Origin of the sequence: Chitinophaga sp. SYP-B3965, from assembly GCF_009647655.1 — a bacterium.
In the GTDB taxonomy this organism is placed as follows: Bacteria; Bacteroidota; Bacteroidia; order Chitinophagales; family Chitinophagaceae; genus Chitinophaga.
This window is the reverse complement of sequence record NZ_WJFD01000001.1, coordinates 2357218-2379894: the sequence shown is the minus strand read 5'-3', so window position 1 is coordinate 2379894 and position 22677 is coordinate 2357218. Positions and strand designations below refer to the sequence as shown.

Annotated in this window: 13 protein-coding genes; 4 read left to right on the top strand and 9 right to left on the bottom strand. The window is 46.3% G+C overall.

The window, feature by feature from the left end; translation table 11 throughout:
- Positions 1–34: 34 nt before the first annotated feature.
- The 8 genes from GFS24_RS09150 to GFS24_RS09115 form a co-directional block, all read right to left on the bottom strand.
- Complete coding sequence (locus GFS24_RS09150; RefSeq protein WP_153659261.1) at positions 35–880, bottom strand: sugar phosphate isomerase/epimerase; 846 nt, start codon at positions 878–880, stop codon at positions 35–37.
- Positions 881–885: 5 nt separating this feature from the next.
- On the bottom strand, positions 886–2010 hold the full coding sequence (locus GFS24_RS09145) for a VCBS repeat-containing protein (protein ID WP_153659260.1): 1125 nt from the start codon (positions 2008–2010) through the stop codon (positions 886–888).
- Complete coding sequence (locus GFS24_RS09140) at positions 2007–5474, bottom strand: PVC-type heme-binding CxxCH protein (RefSeq protein WP_153659259.1); 3468 nt, start codon at positions 5472–5474, stop codon at positions 2007–2009. Before GFS24_RS09140 ends, GFS24_RS09145 begins: the two co-directional genes overlap by 4 nt.
- Before the next feature lie 3 nt (positions 5475–5477).
- Complete coding sequence (locus tag GFS24_RS09135; RefSeq protein ID WP_153659258.1) at positions 5478–6149, bottom strand: DUF3823 domain-containing protein; 672 nt, start codon at positions 6147–6149, stop codon at positions 5478–5480.
- 12 nt (positions 6150–6161) lie between these two features.
- Positions 6162–8066, bottom strand: coding sequence for a RagB/SusD family nutrient uptake outer membrane protein (locus GFS24_RS09130; RefSeq protein ID WP_153659257.1), 1905 nt, complete (start codon positions 8064–8066; stop codon positions 6162–6164).
- 11 nt (positions 8067–8077) lie between these two features.
- Positions 8078–11398: a TonB-dependent receptor gene (locus tag GFS24_RS09125; protein ID WP_153659256.1), complete on the bottom strand. Its 3321-nt coding sequence runs from the start codon at positions 11396–11398 to the stop codon at positions 8078–8080.
- A 94-nt stretch (positions 11399–11492) separates the two neighbouring features.
- A complete protein-coding gene (locus GFS24_RS09120) occupies positions 11493–12644 on the bottom strand; it encodes a FecR family protein (protein WP_153659255.1) in 1152 nt (383 codons plus the stop codon).
- A 74-nt stretch (positions 12645–12718) separates the two neighbouring features.
- A complete protein-coding gene (locus GFS24_RS09115) occupies positions 12719–13303 on the bottom strand; it encodes an RNA polymerase sigma factor (RefSeq protein WP_153659254.1) in 585 nt (194 codons plus the stop codon).
- Positions 13304–13529: 226 nt separating this feature from the next.
- Here GFS24_RS09115 and GFS24_RS09110 point away from each other — a divergent pair, with 226 nt between their 5' ends.
- Positions 13530–15902, top strand: coding sequence for an ABC transporter permease (locus GFS24_RS09110; protein WP_153659253.1), 2373 nt, complete (start codon positions 13530–13532; stop codon positions 15900–15902).
- 4 nt (positions 15903–15906) lie between these two features.
- Here the strand turns inward: GFS24_RS09110 and GFS24_RS09105 are convergent, their stop codons facing one another.
- Complete coding sequence (locus GFS24_RS09105) at positions 15907–16482, bottom strand: RNA polymerase sigma factor (RefSeq protein WP_153659252.1); 576 nt, start codon at positions 16480–16482, stop codon at positions 15907–15909.
- Positions 16483–16583: 101 nt separating this feature from the next.
- On the opposite strand from GFS24_RS09105, the gene GFS24_RS09100 reads away from it, so the two are divergent.
- From GFS24_RS09100 to GFS24_RS09090, 3 genes are read left to right on the top strand one after another with little or no spacing between them, the layout of a single operon-like run.
- The gene (locus tag GFS24_RS09100) at positions 16584–17741 is read left to right on the top strand and encodes a FecR family protein (protein WP_153659251.1); all 1158 of its coding nucleotides are present in this window, start codon (positions 16584–16586) and stop codon (positions 17739–17741) included.
- 42 nt (positions 17742–17783) lie between these two features.
- Positions 17784–21041 carry a TonB-dependent receptor gene (locus GFS24_RS09095; RefSeq protein ID WP_153659250.1) on the top strand — a complete coding sequence of 1086 codons (3258 nt, stop codon included), beginning with the start codon at positions 17784–17786 and terminating at the stop codon, positions 21039–21041.
- An 11-nt stretch (positions 21042–21052) separates the two neighbouring features.
- Positions 21053–22636 carry a RagB/SusD family nutrient uptake outer membrane protein gene (locus GFS24_RS09090; protein WP_153659249.1) on the top strand — a complete coding sequence of 528 codons (1584 nt, stop codon included), beginning with the start codon at positions 21053–21055 and terminating at the stop codon, positions 22634–22636.
- Positions 22637–22677 lie beyond the last annotated feature (41 nt).

Here is a 22677-nt window from a genome sequence, read left to right as displayed (position 1 = left end):
TATATGTTTTAATAAATATAACGTATTAAACGTTCTATTTCATGTGATCCCGTAAAAACTCCAGGCCCTCCACCGCAATAGCTTCCTGCGAAGGTTCAATCTGCCGCCAGATAGAAGCGGCTTTAGCAATAACCTTTACATCCGGGGTAAAGGACTCTATCACCACATACCCGGTATAACCTGTTATTTGTAAGGCGGAATTGATCTTGCGCCAGTTGATCTGATCCCTGCCGGGTGTACCCCGGTCACTGCCGCAGGCATGGAAATGCCCAAGCCGGTCACCTGCCTGCAGGATAGCCTTTACCGGGTCTTTCTCTTCAATGTTCATGTGATAAGTATCCAGGTGCAGGAGCAGCGCAGTACTGCCAACTGCATCTATCATCTGTAATGCACGATCTGCCGTATTGATGAAATCTGTTTCGTAACGGTTCAGTGGTTCAATGGCCAGTTTAAGCCCAGCCTGACCGGCATACGCAGAGAGCGTGGTAAGGTGTTTTACTACCAACTCCCATTGCTGTGCATAAGCTTCTGAAGTTTCTACTCCGGCCCTTCCTACAGAGGAATATAGTGGCCCTGCCAGCATGCCGCAGCCCAGTGTTGGCATTACATCCATCACACTTTTAAGATAGGAGAGAGCAGTCTCCTGCTCGGGAGGGATACCCCGCAGGTCACGCCCCGACCCCATGGCTGCACATATAGAACCGCATACCAGGCCGTTATCGTCAAGCGCCTGCCGTACCAATGCAGGATCGATATGAGCAGGATCTTCCAGCGCAATTTCTACAGAATCGAATCCCCATGTTTTAAAACGGGGGAACAGTTTTATACTGTCATTCGTAAATGGCGAAGTGAAGAGAAAGGTGTTGATGCCAAAACGCATATGAATTATTTTTTCTGAAGGAACAGGTGTACACCTTTTTTATTGGCCACCACGATATCCGGTTTACCATCCCGGTTCATGTCTTCCACTACTACGTGTAGTCCTACACCAGAATCATTATCTATCTGATGTGGTATCCAGGAAGGTGTGCTACCCGGCTTGAATTCAAACCAGTATAGCACAGCAGGCTCATATTCGCCCGGATCATTACCATTGTGGGCAAAGTACCGTTTGCCCGTAACCAGGTCCGGAAAACCGTCCCCGTTAATATCTGCCAGTGCCACACCATGCGTCTGTGAAAATGTTTTATAGATCTCATGATGCCGCCAGCTTCCATCACTTACCTGCTCATGCCACCAGATGCCATAGTTATGGGCGGATGCACTGATCACATCAGGCAAGCCATCTTTGTTTACATCCAGCACATACATCTGGGAGCAATCAGCGCCCAGGTCTGCTTTATGAAATGACCAGCCACTTTGTCTGGGATCAGCCGGGCTTTCCCACCAGCCTTCCCTGATCAGCACATCCTTTCGCCCATCTCCGTTAATATCTCCGAAACCCAAACCATGGGTGAACATATCCGCACCACGAACATCTGCACTTTCCGCAATCACAAAACGTTGCCATACCGTGTCTCCTTTGGAAGGAGCGCGCAGCCAGATCACCTTTTTCTCCTGTGGGTCGTTGCATAAAAGATCAAGACGGCCGTCTCCATCCACATCTGTCATCATGGGTGATTCATTGCCTACAGATTTGTACACCGGATGCGTTTTCCAGTACCCGGGCCGCCCATGCGGGTTCTCATGCCATACAGCTGCTTTACCGGGGAAATCAACACGCAGGAGGTCTATCCATCCATCCTGGTTCACATCCATGCCGAAATTGAGAAAGGAGTTGCTGTATCCTTTGCTGACAGAAAAAGTATCCCCTTTAGCCAGCGCATGGCGTTTCCAGTTGGGCGCAGCAAACCAGTAAGCGCCGGCGATGATATCTTTGCGGCCATCTTTGTTCACATCACCAACAGCTACACCTTCTGAGATGAAGTCGCGGGTGATCACCTGTTTGGAAAATTGCGCAGTGGCAATGGAACTGATCAACAGTAATGGAAGTACGAATTGCTTTATCATTTTGTGCTGAGTAAAAACTTTAATAGTGCATAAAAATCCTGTTCCGGTATCGTTTTGCCAAACTGGTCCGGCATGAGCGTATAGCGGGATGCTTTCTTTTCTTTGATATCACCGCTGGCCACTGTAAACTCCTGTCCTGAAAGATTGGCGAATACCTGCACAGCTCCTTCTGTACGCCGATACAACCCACTGAGTATTTTCCCGCTCTTCAACGTGATATTATAATTGCGGAAAGCTTCTGAAATGTTCCTGTTAGGGTCCAGTATTTTTTCCGTGAGGGCTTTTGGCCCCCAGTTGCCGATACCATCCAGCTGCGGGCCTACCATACCTCCGGTGCCTTTGATCTGGTGGCACATGCTGCAGTTCTGCATAAAAACATTTCGTCCGTCTTCCGCTTTAACGGTAACATGTGTAAAAGCTTCCAGTCTGTCTGTTATCAGTTGCTGTCTTGCGTTGTCATTGCCGGCTGTTAGTTTATCCATGTCTTTCTGCTGCGCCGGTGTGATGTGGGCGAGCAGGCGTTCTTTTACCGGTAACTCAGAGAGTATATCCGGGTGGATATTACCTGCTTTCACGGCGGCCAGCAAATGATCCGTTCCTTCCTGTGTATTGGCCAGCAGGGTAGCAATGTTTACCTGCCCGTTACGGGTACTGCTGCTTAAACCTTTGGCCAGCATATCATACACGGCAGGAGAAGAACTCTGCGCCAATGACTGTGCCACTTTTTCACGCAACACCGCCGGCTGAACAGGATCGTTGAACACAGCTCCCAGGAAAGGAATGTTCTGTTGCGGAGAAACGTTCATCAAAGCAGCAGCTGCAGCAATACGAACATTGATATCCGCCCAGGGTGCTGATAATAGTTTACGCAGCACAGGTTCCAGTGTGGGTACTTTGAGATCACCCGCCAGTTCCACAGCCAGCACCCGGCGTTCTGCCATTTCTCCGGGGCTTACCGCCGGGAGGGGCAACACAGCCGGCTCCAGCTTGCCAATACCGACGGAGCCGGTAACAGAACTATCCGTTACTTCTATATAGCCTTGCTGCCCCTGCCAGTTATGCAGGTCAAAACGGGTGTTTTTAATGAGGTCTTTCCATACTGCTTTACGGTCCATATGCAGCCGGTATTCTGCTACTATCCGGTTACTACCGCGAAGGCGTATACGAACCGTATTGCGGGAGGTACCTTTTTTCTCCGGGCTGTTATCAATATCATTGTCAAACACGTTCATGCTTAGTGTGGCAGGTAGTTTGAACGGAGATGAATATAACACGGCCATAGGATGATATCCTTTCCACTCACTGAACATGATATGAAAAGCGGGCATCACATCTGTCAGAAAATCATCTTGTACTTTCCAGGGATTAACAGGATCATTGAGGGACCGACTTTTCCAGGTGTCTGTTTCGGCCGAAATATTTCCCAGCAGGTGTTCCGTCATCTGCACGCCCCATTGCCGCATGCGGGGAGGAACAGCAACACCGCTCTGCACCATGCCTTGCCTGATGGTATTGTATATGGAAAACTGTACATCCGGCTCTTTCGCAAATTTTTCCCTGATCAGCGTGATGGCTGCATCCAGATGAGCTGGTGGCACGTAACGGCCAATGTATTCCATACTTTTTACCAGTTGCTCCTGTGGTACAGTATGTGTTTGCAGGTAGTTCAGCACGTAACTGGCTGCTGATGGTGATGGCACATCCAGCATGGTCTTTGTTAGTACAGCCAGTTGAGCGTCCGTCCATTTTGAGTGTGCAACCACCCGCATCACGTTGTCGTTTTGGAGGTTATCGCGGATGCCGGCCAGCAGGGTGTAACGCAGATGTGAGTCTGCTTCACCGGTTCCTTCATACAAGGTTAGTAAAGGAGCAATATTATCAACCGCTGCAAAACGGCCCAGTGTTTCAGTAGCTATCCGCCGTACATGCGGGTTGTTGTCTTTAAGGGCGGCTATGGCAATGCTGCGATGTTGCTCGCTGAGCGTATCCATTTCCCGCAACACACGCAGCGCATGTACGCGTATCATGGCATCGCTATGATGCAGGGCACTATCCAGCATGGAAGGAGGTAATGCATGCAGGCGGAAGAGTATCCACAATCCCTGGATGTAGGCATAACCTTTAGCGGAAGGCATCATCTCTGTTACCGGGCCCACCGCTTTATCTTTCCATACATCCACCAGCCGGTCTGCAATTTTCATACGGATATTCAGCTGAGGATGCCTTAATCCGGCCAGCAGTTCGGGCATGGAGGCTTTGGTCCAGTCGGTAACTTTTGCGGCTTTATTGCCGGTATAAATGATCTTCCAGATGCGCCCGCTTACCCGGTCCCTGCCGGGATGGGTGAGCGATACTTCATAATGGCCGATGATGCGGTTATAAAAATCTGCCACATAGAGCGCGCCATCCGGTCCGGTTTTAATATCCACCGGGCGGAACCAGGGATCATCACTTATGAGGAAATCAGGCTCCCGTTTAGTTGTTGGTGTGGTGCCCTTTAATGTCATGCTGTTGCGATTGATCTGGCAGGTCACCACATCCCCCGAATAAAAACTATGACGGTATTCCTCCGGGAATTGTTCCCCTATGTAATAATCTAAACCGGCGATAGCTGTAGAGCCCAGCTCATAATGCATCATCTCCGGTGCAAAACCAATACCGGGTGATCTTTTACCAAAGTGCGGATATTCCCCTCCTTTGATGAGCTGATAAATGGGTTTGGAATGACAGTCTGCGGAATACAGGTATCCCCATTCATCCCAGGCATTACCAAAAGGATTGACCCGCCCATTGGAAGTACGCTCCACGCGACTGCCATCCGCGCGGAAACGGAACGTATTGCCGGATACCATCGTAATAGAATCTCCATCTGTACCGGCAATGGTAGAAGTGTTGGTGAAACCATGGCAGGCATAGATCCAGCCGTCAAAACCGCGTGTGAAGTTATTGACCATGCCATGCGTATCACGAAAGCCAAAGGGCCCGTATAACACCTGTTGCTGGTCCGCTTTACCATCGTCATTACTGTCCGTATAACGGTAAACATCCGGAATGCTGTAGGCAATGGCGCCGCCGGCTACCGGCATAATACCGATAGGAATATTGAGACTGTCCTCAAAATGCGTAAAGCTATCCGCCCTGCCATCACCATCCTTGTCTTCAAGGATGGTGATGCGGTCTTTCCCCTTGCCGGGATTAGCAGCCATGGGGTATTCTGAAGATTGTGTTACCCACAGGCGGCCACGGTCATCAAATTCCATGTTGATGGGTTTGCTGATATCCGGCTCTGCTGCAAATAAAGTGATCTCGAAACCGGGCGGCAGTTTGAAGCCAGCCCGTTCTTCCTCCGGCGTACGGAATTCCGTAGAGCGTACATGTTCTGAAAATTTTTCTTTCGGCGTTTTTGTCTGAGACCGGATGCATGCGGTTAATGCGCATGCCACTAATAAATACCTATACTTCATACTTTAGATAGTGATCGTTACGGAAGGAGCATAATTGTATTTCGCATTTGCAACATCGATCAATGCGCCCACCCTGAAATAATACGTTTTGCCTGCTGTAAAACCATTGGTGCTAAACTTCAACGTGTAGGTTTTAGGCACATCTTTAGAAGCTGCATCGATGTTCTGTGTTGCCCGCTGCACTGCAAACTGATTACCCACTATACGGTCAATATGCCCGAAGAGGCCGATCTGTTTCACATTATTGGCTACAGTAGGAGTGATGGTAAAAGTGGCCACTATTTCATTGCCTGATTTCGCAATGGTAACATTGCTCACCCTGATGTAGGGTTGCACGGTGAAATCAAGGATATTATCGCCACTTTTGATGGTGTAGGATTTAAGTGTATCCGGTTTTACGAAATTGCTTTCGTTGAAATAAATATCATACTGTCCGGGAAAGACCAGGTTGTTCCGGTATTCTCCTGTTTCTTTAAAGATCATCTGCTGCTCTTCGGGATTCTGGTAACCATATTCCCTGTAAATGATCTTGGATCCGGCTTCTATGTCCTGTTGAATAAGCGCGCCGCCGTTAACATCCTTCAGGGAGCCATGAATGGTGGCGCTGGGTGGGTCAAACTGATCTAATTCGCAGGATGCAAAAAGAACAGCTGATACAATGATCCATTTTTTCATATAGCGGAACGTTTAATAGTTAGGATTTTGAACCAATGAATTATTTTCAATACCAGGTATGGGGCGGTAGTATGCTTTGGGCTCAAAGCTTTTAGCACTGTTCCCTGGTTCCACATTCGCCCTTACGAAAATATATTTCAAAGATCCTGTTGTAAGATCAGCCATAGGGATCAGCCCCCTGCGATGATAGGTGTTATTGAAGAACGTGTGATATTCCCTGCGCCGGTAATATTCCCAGGTGGCATTATATTCCAGTGCAAACTCTGCTTTACGTTCATAGCGCACATTCGTTGTGGTCAGATCAACATTATCCAGGAAGCCTGCGCGTTTGCGAACTTTGTTTAACGCTTCTTTTGCAGTAATAACACCTGCAGCGTCTGGCAGACCGCCTTCGGCAACTGCCTCTGCATAGTTCAATAAAACCTCTGCATACCGCAGTTCAGAGAAAGGTGTTACTACCTGGTCCCAAACCTGGTCATTCACGCCGGTCAGGTATTTCTTCAGCAGAAAACCGGAGCGTGTGCCATTGGCGCGGTTGCTTACCCATCCTGACACATTTCCTTCACTGGCGTCTCCTTTTCCGTAGTAGTCAACACCGTTGAAGGTGTATTTGTCGTTGGTCTGCCAGATGGCATCTCCGTTGTTCTTTACAAGACCTCCCTGTATTAGGATACGTTTTCCGCCCCATTGGCTGCCGGGCAGGATCACGGATGCATACAAACGCGGATCCCTGTCTGCGAAGATGTCATTCACGTTATCATACCTTTTGTAGTTGATGTTTTTGGAAAACGAATAACCAACGGTATAATTCTCATTACCATCTGTGGTAGTTTCCAGTTTTACGTTGTAGGTACCTGCGCGTGTTACAGGATCGATCTTTGCGTAGGATTCAACAAGGTCTAATGTAGGACCGCAACGGCCGCCGAATTCAATAGACAATTGATTAGGTTCATGCCATTTGCCCATATTATGTGCAACGCCGGGATAGATAAAATTCCGGATCAGCATCACTTCGGAAATGCCTTTGCCGTTTGTGAACACCTTGCCATAGTTAACAGCTGCGTCGCTTAGTGTGGCAGGTGATTCACCGTATAAGGAGAACATGCCGCTTTTGATCACTTCAGCTGCTGCACTGATGCATTCCTGATAGAAGAACCGGATGTCTTCTGCGGTGAAACCACCTGCAAGACCTTCTGAAACGGCCTGGCCGGAAAGCCCGGCACCGTTGGCGTTCCAGAACTTACCAACAGAAGCAGCATGTAATGCCACCCGGGTTTTTAAAGCATAAGCCGTCCATTTATTCGCACGTTCCTGTATCGCTGAATTGGGCAGCAGTTTTACGGCACTGTCGCATTCCGCGAGGATGAACTTCCAGGTAGCTACTTCTTTGCTCCGGGGAGTTTTGATGGTCTTGTAATCTCCGTTGAACTGTTGCACTTCCGTAATGATGGGTACACCTCCATATCTTTTTGCCAGTGCGAAGTAGGTGTAGGCCATGAAGAAGTGGTATTCTCCCCGCAGCATGGTCAGGGTAGCAGGGTTGGATGGCCGCATCAGCGGAATGTTGTCCTTTAGCTCATTGTACTTGCGTACATACACATAAAGATCGCCCCAGTTACCATACCGTTCCGGCTGCCCTGCATGATCACCCCATTCACTGTGTACTGCTTCCGGTGTGGCCATCATGTTATTCTTACCGCCATCGCAACGGGTTACATTAAACTTGCTGCAAAAATCATAACGATAGTCTTCTATAGGCAGATCAAAATACAACCCTGCCATATAGGCGTTAATGCCGCCATCACTGGCAAACAGGGCATTTCCCGTCATTCTGTCCTTAGGCTCTACTTCCAGGAAATTTGAGCAGGCGCTAAAGGCAAAGCCGAATATTATTAAGAGAATGATGTTACGTTTCATATCATGGAGAGTTAAAAAGTAAGATTTACGCCAAAGTTGTAGGCCTTTGAAAGAGGATACTGGAATCCGTTACCGTCTGTGATCTCCGGATCAAAACTTTTAAGATAATCGTTGCAGATCACTAAGGGATTGAACAGGTTCACATAACACCTGAACCGGGAAACACCCAGGAATCTTAAAACACTGTTGGGCAATCTGTAACCCACTTCCATATTCTTTAAACGGGCGTAAGTGGCATCCACCCGCTGGATGTCGCTCTCCAGGCGATTAGCGCCATTGTCAGTGTCCAGCCGGCGTGTGGAAGGGAATCTTCCGGGTATCCATGCACTGTTAGGATCGTAGATGTCCGCCTGGTGCCAGCGGTCATAATAGATGGCGGGTGAGTTGGCAGCATCAAGTGCAAGCACCTGGCCTAATACCTCGCTGTAGCGCAAAGAATACATACCGGCGCCCTGCCATAACATGTTAAAGTCAAGGCCTCTCCAGCTGGCATATAACGTAAGCCCGAAACCAAGCTTGGGCTGGCCATTCCAGAAGATGGGCATCATGTCTTTCCCATTGATCACACCATCTCCGTTTACATCAGCATGTATATAATCGCCGGGCAATGTTCTTGCATTGCCATAAGAAGTTGTTTCGATCACACCATTCCGGATAGCATCGTAGTTCTGGTACTGTCCGTCTACCTGGTAACCCCAGCCAATGTCCTGCCACCTGTTGGCGGTACCATTCCTCCACCGGTCCATACTGCTGCGGAAGGGGGCTCTCTCCGCATACAACACCATTGTACGGCCAACATACATATTGCCGGATACGCCGTATTCAAATTCACCCACCTTGTTCTTATGCCCGATACTCATTTCAAAACCATCTGTACGATCACTGTTCAGATTTTCCTGTGGTAAAGTGGCGCCGAAGGTATTAGGCAATGCCTGTGCACGGGTGGCCAGCAAACCGGTCCTGTTCCTGCGGAAGAGATCGAATGTGAAATCCAGCTTGCCATTCCACAGGCTAACGTCGATGCCTATATCTGCAGTTTTTGAAGTAGTCCATGTAAGGTTGGCATTTAAAAGCCCGGCATTTGTATAGCCGCTTACAAATTTATCGCCTAACACATAACCGTTGTAATTCGTATAACCAGGAATAAACTGGAAGGCATTGCCCGCATCCTGGGCGGTAGTGCCATAAGAACCTCTCAGTTTCAGTTCTGTGATCACCGATGTGTTGTTCTTGAGGAAAGGTTCTTCAGAGATCCGCCATCCCCCTGATATAACAGGGAAGAAACCCCATCGTTTTTCAGGTGCATACCGGTAAGATCCATCCTGGCGAAATGCAAACTCCAGCAGGTACTTACTTCTGTAATCATAATTGAAACGTCCGATGAAAGACATGTACTTGAATACACCTGTATTACCTCCCGCCTGCTGATTGGTTACAGGTGCGCGGTCGATATTATCGATGGTGAACAGATCGCCTTCATAAAAACGTTTTCCGCTCAGGTATCGCGTGTTATCCTGGCGTGCTTCTGCAACCAGTACCAGGCCAACGTTATGGTGTTGTGCAATTTGTTTGTTGTATAAAATATGGCCCTGGAAATTCAGGCGTGTTGTAGTGCCTGCTTCTTCCTGGATGCTCGGGTCGAAGTTGTTGTAAGGAGTATAAGAATCTGTGGCGGAGGAATAAATGTAGTTAATAGCCCTTTTCTGCACCCGTGTCCTGATAGTGGTCTTTCCGTCGTATGCGCCCTGTAATCTCAGCTGCAGACCGTCTACACGAGGAACGCTGAAGGTCATTGCCAGGAAGGACTGAAAGAATTTATCCCGCCATTCTCCATAGCCAAAAAGATCGCGCTGAGAGAATTGCACCGGGTTGTCACTGAATGTTCGCGGGCGGTTGTAGTAGAGAGGATTATTATTGGCATAAAGACTCTCAGAAGGGATGAGGCCATGGGCAGCCTTATTCAGATAGAAGAAAGCATCATCCCAGGTACCCGGCTGCTTGCGGTAGTCTGTATACCCATAAAGGTTCAGTTCCACTTTCACATACTTATTAGGTTGAAAGGTGGTGCCGTTCCTGAACGAATATTTATTGTATCCTATATCCCCGCTTCTGAGCAAACCATTATCCGTCATATATCCTATGCTGGTGTAAGTAGAGATCTTATCCGTACCGCCTTCAATAGTAAGGTTATGCTGATGCTGGAAAGCTGCCTGCTGAAATACTTCCTTGTACCAGTTGGTATAGGGGAGTGCCTGTGATTCTTTCAAAGTTTCCCGTGAAGAAAAGTAAGGTGTTCCCGTAGAGTTGAATGCATCTTCATTCCTGATCTCCCAGTACTGGCTTACATCCATCATTTTAGTGTGCTGTGTAGGCCTTGAAACACCCGCCAGCCCGCTGTAAGAAACACGCAGCGGACCTTTGGAGCCTGATTTTGTTTTTACCAGTATAACACCATTACTGGAGTTGATACCGTATATCGCGGCGGATGCATCCTTCAGCACTGTGATGCTCTCAATATCCTCCGGGTTGAGCTTCTGGAATTCAGTGGGCTCATTACGTACCACACCATCAATTACAAACATAGGTGTGCCCATGCCGCGTATGTTGATATTGGTACTGAAGCTTCCGGGGAGACCACTCGTCTGCCGGATCTGCAACCCCGGTACCTTACCCGCCAGCGCCACTGCAAGAGAAGGCGCCCGGGTGGTAATGATATCTTTGTTGGAGATGCTGCTGATAGATCCTGTAAGGCTAAGCTTCCGCAACTTTCCATAACCTACCACCACCACTTCATTGAGTGCTTCGTCCGTAGCTTCCAGTACAATACGAAGGCCTTGCCCCGTACCGATCTCCACCGATTTCATTCCTACATAGGACACTACAATAACAGGTATGTTATCCGGAACACTGAAAGAGAACTTACCCTGCATATCTGTGGTGGTACCTAGTTTGGTGCCTTTTGCCGTGATGGTGGCACCCGGTATAGGCTCGCCTTTCTGGTCCACTACCACGCCCTCTACCTTTTTGTCTTGCGGAGGTGGTTCAGGTTTCTGTTTTATCAGTACCGTTGTATTGTGGATCTCAAATGTCAGTGGCTGATCTGTAAGGCAGAGTTTAAGTGCTTCTGCCAGTGGTTTGCGGGTAACCTGCACTGATACAGGCGTGGCCCGGTTTAATTCTTCTGATACATAAAGGAAATCGTAGCCGGTTTGTTTTTTCAGGATGTTAAAAACTTTGGCGAGGGGAGCATTCCTGATATTCAGGCTTACTTCCTGACCTTCGGCCCTTGGCTGAAAGAAACCGATCAGCAACATGAGTGTAGAGAGTTTCATGGCAAGCTAGGTTTTAAATAATAGAAATCCGATCCGGCCATCGGGCCGGTTAAATTGTAATGTGCGATAAGTATGCAGAGAGATAGCTAGTCTGTTACATCAAAACGGTGACCTTGTTATTATTTATCCTGAAACGGATGCCGCTCAGTGATTCAAGATGTTTCAATAATTCTTCCAGTCCTTTGGAGCGGGAGTAGGTGCCCCCGAATTTCATAGGATTGGGCTTTCCTTCAAAACTTATTTCTACGTTGTACCACCGTGCTATGTTCCTCATGATGGAACGTATATCCTGGTCTTCAAAAAGGAAGTTACCCTGCATCCAGGCCAGTGCCTGATCTGTATCCACTTCCTTTTTCTGAATGCTGCTGCTGCCTGAAAAGATGATGGCCTGCTGGCCGGGTTTCAGGTTTACCATGCTGTTGGGAACCGTTACGTTTACGCCTCCTTCTACCAGCGTAGTGGATACCTTGTCTTCATCTTCATAGGCAGAGATATTGAAACTGGTACCGGTAGCCAGTATTTCTGCATGGCCCGCTTTTACTTTAAAAGGTTGTTCACTGTTTTTAGCTACATCAAAATAAGCTTCCCCGGAGAGCAGTACCACGCGTTCCTTACCATTAAATGTTACCGGCCAGGTAAGGCTTGTGGCGGAATTAAGCCAGACGATGGTGCCGTCTGGCAAGGTGATCCGGTATTGACCACCACGTGGAATGCTAAGGGTATTATTGCCTGTATCAACGTTTTCCTGGCGGAAGGGAGCATCATATACTAATTGGCCATTAGCAAGCTTCGATATTTTCACACCACCTTTATTGAACAGCACACCTGCAGTTGTGTCGTCAAGTGGTATTTCAGATCCGTCTGGCAGTGTTAGCCGTGCAGCATGACTGCCGGGTTTCACTGCCTTCTCCGTATAGAACCGCTCCACTTTTTTAGCGGGGCTGTTCATGCGGAAGAGCCAGGCGGCGGCGAGGAAACACAGCAGTAAAGAGGCTGCTATCGCTATCTTTTTTAAGGTGAATATGCCGGCACTTCTTTTCTTCGGCTGCTTTCTAAAGATCTGATCTTCAATATAAGCGCGCATCAGTTGCTGTACCTGCAAACGTTCTTCCTCACTGCTCCATTGCCAGCCGGAAGATGCCTGCCTTTCAGCAAACCATCTTTCAAGCAATACTTTTTCCTTCGGGCTGCAGGCACCGGATTCATATTGCTTTAAAAGGGCTGTTATATCTTCTTTGCTGATCATCAGATTAACGTGAAACAATAGTAAGTGTCCAAATCAGGAAGTTGGTAGTAGAAGAATGAAAAAATAATTTTGCCTCAGAGGCTTTTAAGTAATATTAACAGCAGTAGGGCAGAGGGGGCGTCTCCTTCTAATTTGAGGCGAATGAGTTTCAGTGAGTTACTGATCTGCTTTTTTACGGTTTTATCGGAGATGTTCAACTTCGCTGCGATCTCCCTGTAAGAGAGCCGCTGTTCGCGGCTTAAGAGGAATACTTCCCGCATTTTCGGTGGAAGGTTTGCCACTTCGGTATTAATAATAGACTGCAATTCACCTGTGATCAGCAGTTCCTCGGGGCTTTCATCATGAGCTTGTAAAAAGTTCAGAAGGGAGCTGAGATAATCCCTTTTCCGGATGTTCATCCGTATATACCGCAGGGCTTTATACCGGGCGATGGAATAGATATAAGCTTTAAAAGATTGCACATTACCCAGGGTAGTACGTTGCTGCCATACGGTAATAAAAGTATCCTGCACAATATCCATGCAGTCTTCCTTATCCTGCAGTACGTGCATTACATAGCCAAAAAGTGGCTCCCAGTAACGATCGTACAGGTCAGAAAAAGCCTTCTCATCTCCTGATGACAGGAATTGAACGAACCCAGTTTCTTCAACCGAACACATGGACTTGATATGATTTTTTTAAACGTGGATGATGGAGATGGAAGTAAATTAGGATAAATTTTTGATTGAAGCAAGAAGATGCTCTTTCACGCCGTGTACCAAAAGCGGACAGTTTTTGTATCAAAAACGAACATACTCATACAATTACTATATTGTAAATCAATTGTTTGAGTATCCGGCATTCTCTTTGCCGGCAATGGCTGTCCGTATATTTCAACTGTATATCATGATTAAAAACTTCTTCAAGGTCGCTTACCGGAATCTTTTGCGCAACAAAGGCTTTTCCCTGATCAATATTACAGGATTGGCCATTGGCATGTCCGCAGCGATACTCATTTTACTGTGGATACAAGACGAAGTGGACTACGATGAGTTTCATGAAAATAAAGACAGGATCTACCAGGTGTGGAACCGGGTACCATATGAAGGTGAGATCTCTACCTGGAATTCCGTGCCTGAACCATTGGCCCCTGCGCTGGAAAAGGACCTGCCTGAAGTAGAACGTACTGTAAGGGTAAAGTCAAGTGATTTTCTGCTTTCAGTGGGGGATAAAAAGGTACAGCGATCGGGTATCAGGGTGGATACCGGTTTTCTGCAAATGTTCAGCTTTCCCATGCTGAAAGGTGATCCTTTCACAGCCCTGAATGATATACATTCACTGGTGCTGACTGAATCCACTGCTAAGATCTTATTCGGGGACGAAGATGCACTGGGCAAAATTGTAAAGGTGCAGAATAAGGATAATTTTACGGTTACCGGCATTGTGAAAGATCCGCCTCCCAATACAAGGTTAGGTTTTGAATACCTGGTGCCCTGGTCGTATTTTAAATATGGTGAAGGGCAGGACCTGGGCTGGAATGACAACAGCATTCCTACTTATGTGATGTTAAAGCCCAATGCAAGTTATGCTTCCGTGGCCCCTAAGTTAAAAGTATTAAGGCAGCAATACCATGAGGACGCAAAAAAGATGAAATGGGAACTGTTTATGTATCCCCTCAGCCGCTGGCATTTGTATTCAAACTTCAGCAATGGTGTGGAAGGCGGAGGCCGCATCACATTCGTAAAACTGTTTGGGATCATTGCAGTGTTTATATTATTGATAGCATGTATCAATTTTATGAACCTGAGTACCGCACGAAGTGAAAAAAGAGCGAAGGAAGTAGGGATACGGAAAGCAGTGGGTGCGCAGAAAAGTTCGCTGATCAGTCAGTTTATCGGGGAATCTGTTTTCCTCGCTTTGCTGTCAGGTATTGTAGCTATTATTATTGTTCAGCTAAGCCTGCCGGCCTACAACCAGCTGACGGATAAGGAACTATTCATCAACTATCGCAGTATCTATACATGGGTTATATTTACCGGGTTCATCCTCATCACAGGTTTGCTGGCTGGTAGTTATCCCGCCTTCTTTCTTTCCTCTTTCCAGCCTGTTAAAGTATTAAAAGGCACATTTAAAAAGGCAAATGCATTGGTAACGCCCAGGAAAGTACTGGTGGTGTTGCAGTTTACATTTGCTACTATTCTTATCATCTGCACGATCATCGTAAAGCAGCAAATAGATTATGCCCGGGAACGGGAAATGGGATATAACAAAGATAATCTCGTTTATCATTTCATGACGGGGGATATACCTAAGAACTACGAACTGATAAAAAATGAATTGCTTTCATCGGGTATAGCGAAATCAATTACCAAAACCAATTCTCCGATCACGGATAGATGGAGTAACGGATGGGGACAGAGCTGGGAAGGAAAGGATCCGAACGATAAAACATCTTTCGATCGTTTTTTATCTGATGAAGGGTTGGGTACTACGGTTGGTTTGCAATTTGTTCAGGGCCGCGACTTCAATCTGAAGAAATTCCCTACGGATTCAACAGGGCTTATCATTAATGAATCTGCGCTGAAGCTAATGAAGTTCAAAGACCCGATCGGCAGAGTAGTAGGGGATCTTGGCATTGACTGGCACATTGTAGGGGTGATCAAAGATTTTATATTGACCAGCCCTTATGAGCCCACAAACCCCTTGTTGATATGCGGAGCAAAGAGCCGCTTCATGAGTTTCCAGGTGATGCAGATAAAACTAAACGGGAATAATGCTACGGCAAAAAACCTGGATGGGGCAGAAGCTATTTTTAGAAAACTCAACCCTGAATATCCTTTTGATATGAAGTTTGTGGATGAAGCATATGCCAGGAACTTTGAGAATGAAAAACTCCAGGGTACGCTGGCTGCTTTATTTGCCGGACTCACTATATTTATTTCATGCCTGGGCTTGTTTGGCCTGGCCACCTATATGGCGGAAAACAGGGTGAAAGAAATTGGCATACGGAAAATATTAGGCGCATCTGTAACCAGCATCACCACTTTGTTATCAAAGGATTTTGTAAAGCTGGTACTTATCTCATTTTTAGTAGCAACACCACTGGCATGGTGGGGCATGAATAAGTGGCTGGAAAGTTATACCTATCGGGTGGATATTGAATGGTGGGTATTTGCATTAGCCGGTTTTTTATCCGTGATGATAGCATTGCTCACAGTAAGTTATCAATCGATAAGAGCAGCAATAGCAAACCCGGTAAAGAGCCTGAAAATGGAATAAATGCTTATTTAAAGAAAAATAATAGAGGTAAGATCACTACACTACTAATGTTTTCTTTCAGACCAAGGATGGCCCGAAGTAACTGGTTCTGCACTGTTTTTTGAGAAATGTGCAATGCCATACTGATCTCTTTGGTAGACTTGTCTTCCAGGAACCTCATCCGGAAGATCTCTCTCCTTTTTAAAGGTAGCGTTTCCATCCACAATAAGATCAGCTGCCTGGTTTCCTTTTCATCAAAGCGCGCATTGGCAGTAAGGGGAGATACCGCCATGTTTTCAAACGGCTCTATAAAATGAGGTGTGGCCTGGCCTTTGGATAACAGAGTGTAAACTTTATACCTTATCATGGTATGGAGATAAGGTAGCAGCTCACGGATCTCTTTTTCCTGCCGTTTCTCCCACAGATCGGTAAATACATCCTGCACCAGGTCTTTGCAAACTTCCCGTTCTCCCAACCTTTTATATGCCATATTAAACAGGGATTGCCAGTGCCTTTCATAAAGCGCTTCAAAAGCAGACTGATCATCTTGCTTTAGCAGATGGAATAATTGTAGATCAGTAGAGGTACTGATGCCAGGCATAAATCGGTTTTTGTGAATGATAGATAAAGGTTGTAAAATAAAATTAGATTATTTTGGGAGATTTTGTTTTTTTCCAGACTATCTATTTAAACACGGCATACATGGCTGCTAAATACAATAAAGAATACCTGGAACGGTTGGCTGCTAAGGTGCTTGATGGAAAAGCAACGGAAGCGGAAAAGGTATTTCTGCAGGCGTATTATGATGCTTTTGATAAAGGAGAAGAATTTACAGCGGAGCTCTCCGGGGAAGACCGTGAAATATTGAAGCATGAGATCAAGTCATCCTTACTGGTAGGGATAGGTGCTCCTAAAGGGAAAGTTATCCCTTTTTACAAGCGTATTGTAGCGCAGACTGCTGCCGCAGCAGCTGTTCTGTTAATTGGCCTGCTCACCTTTTATTGGTACCGGCCGGTTCAGCCAATGGCTATCACGTCTGGCATACATGAAAATGATATAGCACCGGGCAGTGATAAAGCGATACTCACCTTGTCCAACGGCCAGCAGGTGATATTAACCGGTGCAAAGAATGGTCAGCTGGCCATGCAGGGAAATACAGCCATTACAAAATCAGCAGAAGGAGAGGTGATCTATGATGCGAAGGGCGGTTCCTCTGGCGCGTTAACCTATAATACGATATCTACCCCTCGGGGAGGGCAATTCAAGATCTCATTACCGGATGGAAGCAGGGTATGGCTGAATGCAGCCTCCTCTCTTACTTTCCCTGCCAGCTTTCCTGATAATGAAAGAAAGGTGCAGGTTACAGGGGAGGTTTATTTTGAAGTGGCGCATAACAGGGCAAAACCATTCAGGGTAGTTTTTGAACAGCAGGTAGTGGAAGTGCTGGGAACGCATTTTAATATAAACGCTTATCAGGAAGAGCCGGTGCTGAAAACAACGTTGCTGGAAGGAAAAATAAACCTGGTAAATAAGCAACAGTCTGTGATCTTGTTACCGGGTCAGCAGGCCAGTGTTAAACGTTCCGTAGAAGGAATAACGGTGGCTGCGGTGGATATAAAAGAAGCCGCTGCCTGGAAGGACGGATTGTTTGTTTTTAATAAGGCAAGCATTCAGGAAGTGATGAGAACGGCAGCCCGTTGGTACGATGTGGAAGTAGAATATCAGGGAAACCTGGAACACACAAGATTTGGTGGAACCATCTCCCGTTACAAAAATATAAGCGAACTGCTGGACAATGTTGGTATTGTTGGTGGTTTCAGCTATAAAATTGAAGGAAGGAAAGTAATACTCATGAAATAAGCCGGATTCTCACAATCAATCAAATAAATAATCCACGTTAAGATGCAAAAGATTAGTACTGCCATGAGCAGCAGGGTGTCCCGTGCCCGCTCACGATTATTCTCTGTGATCAGGATGTCGTTTTTCCTGCACCTGATAGCATTTATGCAGGTAAGTGCTTCCTCCGTTGCGCAAAAGATCAGCCTGAACAAAACCAATGCTTCGTTATTGGAAACGATCAAAGAGATCCGAACACAGAGTGGTTACAGTGTTTTGTATGACGAAGATCAATTACAATCGGCTAAGAAGGTGACCATTCATGTGAAAGATGTTTCCTTAACAGAAGCATTGAATGAATGTTTTAAAGGTCAGCCCTTCAGTTTTATTATCAGGGATCGTACGGTTCTTATTGTTGCCAAAGCCACCAAAAGCGCAGATGCTCCTGTAGAGATACAGGTGTCTGGCACAATAACGGATAATAAGGGGGAAGCCCTGCCAGGTGTTAATATTTATGAAAAGGGCAGTAATAATGCTGTGTCTTCAGGCAATGATGGTAAATACAGCATTGCCCTATCGGGCAATAATGCAGTGCTTGTTTTCAGGTTCATTGGTTTTGAAAATAAAGAGGTGCGGGTGATGGAAAGTACTGTGCTCAACATCATATTGCAACCTAAGAACACAGGGTTAAATGAGGTGCTGGTGATAGGTTACGGCTCTCAGAAGAAAAGCGATATCACGGGGGCATTGGTTTCTGTGAACAGCAAAACCATTGCAGAAAGCCCGGTTGTAAGTGTTGCACAGGCTTTAAAAGGAAGAGTGGCCGGAATGGATATCGTAAACAGCTCCGGAAGGCCAGGCGCAAGCACTTCCATCCGCATTAGAGGCAACCGCTCTATTACAGCAGGCAACGAGCCGTTGTATGTGCTGGATGGGATACCCATGGCAGGTGATATTAACGGCGTAAATCCGGGAGATGTGGAAAGCGTGCAAGTATTAAAGGATGCTTCTGCCACGGCTATTTACGGCTCAAGAGGTGCAAACGGGGTGATCCTTATCACTACCAAAACAGGGAAGACGGGTAAGGCAATATTATCCTACGACGGTTATTATGGCATTACAGATCGGATCGGCGATATTGAGATGATGAACACAAAAACGTTCAGTGATTTTAAAGCTTCCTTTAACGGGCCTGTATATCCGGGTGAAACGGCGGCATTGCAGAATAACCTGTCAACAAATTATGAAGGCTTTATTTTTAAGAAGGGGAATGCGAAAAGTCATACAGTATCTGTAAGAGGGGGGACGGACAAAACGAAATATTCCATTTCTTCGAATTATTATAATGAAGAGGGAATTGTACAAAAAGGAGATTTTACAAGGTATAATATCCGCGTGAACCTGGACCAGCAGATAAACGATAAAATAAAGATTGGTACCAATTCCTTCTATACCTATGGAGAGCAGAATTATGGGATCATCAGCAGTGCCGCTTATCTGGCCGCAGCGTTACAATTATTCCCCGGTACCAGTCCTTATAAAGCGGATGGCTCCGTTAATCCCCAACCAGACGGATCACGGCATAATCCATTGGCAGAAATTAACAGCCCTGTTTCAGACCTTAGAAAAACATACCGTTTCTTTGGAAGCCTATATGGCGAGTATAAGATCATGGATGGGCTGAGCTATCGCCTGAACCTGGGGCTGGACAATTCCAATACGAATAACGGCTCTTACAACAGCAGCCTGAGTAACAATAATGGCCTTGCTACTGCAGGTACTAACAGTACTTATGATGTGAACTATACCATCGAAAATATCCTGAAGTATACAAAAACATTCGGGAAAAGCAGTATTGATGCTACGGGGCTTTTCAGCTTGCAGAAAGATATTTACCAATCTTCTAACCTTTCAGCCAGCGGTATACCTTATGATTCACAATTGTTCTATAATCTGGGTACAGGTAATGCTACCGGTTATGGCAGCAACTATAGTTCCTGGTCTATCCTTTCTTATATGGGACGGATCAATTATGGTTATGATGATAAGTATTTAGCTACGGTAACCATGCGCGCAGATGGTTCTTCCAGGCTGGCACCGGGCAGTAAATGGGGGTATTTCCCTTCCGTTGCACTGGCATGGCGGGTGAGTGAAGAAGGTTTTATGAAAGGCCAGGAGGTGGTTTCAGATCTTAAGCTCAGGGCTAGTTATGGTGTTACCGGTAATACAGGTATCAGTCCCTATGCAACACAGGGAGGATTGACTAAAACAGTGTATAGCTGGGATGCCGCTACGCCTGCTTATGGCTACAGGCCTGGTGCATTGGCTAATGCAGGCCTTAAATGGGAATCAACGGCATCTACCAACATCGGTCTTGATTTTGCGCTGTGGGGAAACCGTATCTCCGGCGCTGTTGAGTTCTATCACCAGAACACATATAACCTGCTATTGGCCAGGGCCATTCCATCCTACACCGGCTTTTCCAGTTTCCTGCAGAACATTGGCAAAACAAGGAATAAAGGTTTAGAGATAACACTCTCTGCTATTCCGGTAAAAAGAGATAAAGGATTGCAATGGAATGTGGAAACATACTTCGATATCAACAGAGAAGCTATTGTAGCCCTCACCAGTGGTCAGCAGCAGGACATCGGGAATGGATGGTTTGTTGGCCAGCCCATCAATATCTTCTTCGATTATAAAATGACAGGTGTTTGGCAAACACATGAGGCACCCGCTGCAGCAGTGTATGGTGCCGTACCCGGTGATCTGAAGATCCTGGACCCTGCCAATAATGGTAAAACAGATGCCATAGACAGGGTTATTATTGGTACACCCAGACCTAAATGGACGGCAGGGCTCACCAACCGGTTCGCCTATAAAGGAGTAGACCTGTCCATCTTCGTTTATTTCCGCCAGGGGCAAACCATTTACAGTGATGCCAGCAAAAGCCTGAGTTTCTATACTTCTGCATATGGTATGCTGAACCTGCCTTACTGGTCTGCAACCAATCCAACCAATGCAGGTCCAAGGGGAACTACCGGCGGTATCAACTACCTGGGTGCATTGTATTATAACGACGGATCATACATCAGCATTCCCAATATTACACTGGGTTATACGATACCTGATGCATTGGCTAATACACGTATTTTCTCCAGTTTACGGGCATATGTTACGGCACAGAACTGTTTTGCCTGGATGAACCATCCTATACCGGGATTAAAAGGCATTAGCCCTGAGATACCTGCTCAGAATGGTTACTTAACACTTGAGAATGCCATTGCTAACAGGGTGATAAGCTTTGGAATTAGTGCTTCATTTTAAAAACGCGTAACATGAAAAAGAGCTATATATTAATTTTATTTGCTGCGCTGGCAGTATCCTGCCAAAAGGATCTGGATGAAAAGATAGTGAGCGGTATTACAGCAGGCAGTTATTTTGTGGATGCCCCAGGGCTTACAGGAGGAGTAAATGCGGCCTACAGCACATTACGGCAGTTCTATGGGCAGGAGCAGGGTTTTTCAATGACAGAATATGGTGTGGATACCTATACAGAAGGCCGTGACGGAAGTTTTAAATACTTCAATGAATATACTGTTGGGTTTACAGCCGGTGCTACTTATACCACCAACTTATACACCAATTATTTCGCTGGTATCAACGGCTGCAATACCGTGGTAGACAGGGCTGACGGGATCCCCGGGCTGGACTCTGTGTTCAAGCGTACACGTGTTGCAGAAGCAAGGTTTCTCCGCGCACTTTATTACTTTACACTAGTACAAACATTTGGTGATCTACCCTTGTCCCTTCATGAAATAAACAGCATCAATACGGAAACCATCAGAGCAAGTGAGGATAAGATCTATACAGATGCTATCATCCCGGACCTGCTGTATGCCATTACCAATTTACCGGTTACCCAACCGGAGTATGGAAGAGCAACACAAGCTGCTGCAAAAGCATTGCTCGCGCGTGTATACCTGGTGCGTGAGAAATGGCAAGATGCAGCGGATCTGTCTCAAAGTGTGATTGATGATTATAATTTCTCCCTCTCTGATTCCTATGGCGCCATCTTCAGTATGAACAATCAGAAGAACAGTGAAGTAATATGGTCTGTGCAATTCTCTACCAGTGAATTGCTGAACGGAGAAGGTAACTCCGCGCATTTGTACTTTGTTCCCGTGTATGAAAACGCAGCGGGTATGCAACGGGATGTTTTAAACGGCAGACCATATAACCGATTTAAGTTTACGGCATATGGCAATTCGCTTTTTGACAGGCAGGCTGATAAGCGTTATACGGAGGGTTTTCAGCACGTTTATTATTGCAATAACCTGGCTACGGCTCCGGCTGGTATGAAGTTGGGGGATACCGCAATACTTGTTACAACGGAGAATGTTCCGCAAAGCGAAAAGGCTAAACATAATTACAAGATCTGGGATTCAACGTTGATCAATTCCACGGCGGACAGAACAATGTTCCTTTGCCCGGTTAAATTCCTTGATCCGTTAAGATCATCTGCAGGTATTACTGCGGGATCAAGGTCTTTCTTTGTGTTCAGGATTGCTGAGATGTATCTTAATATAGCGGAAGCGCAAGTGATGCTGCAGCGGCCTGCTGATGCAAGGAATACCATCAATATACTGCGTGCAAAAAGATCGGTGACCGGTACTGATCTTACGGTTTCCACACCTGCTGTTCCTGATCTGAATTTTATACTGGATGAAAGGGCAAGGGAACTTTTCGGTGAACAACAGCGGTGGTTTGATCTTAAGCGTACGGGAACGTTGGTGAGCAGGGTGAAATTGTATAACCCGGAAGCAGCCGCTATCAAGGATTTTCATACGTTAAGGCCCTTCCCTCAGCAGGAGATTGACAGGTCTACGAATAGTGTACCACCGAATCCAGGGTATAATTAAAGCATTGTATAGAAAGGGTTGCTCAATTGAGCAACCCTTTT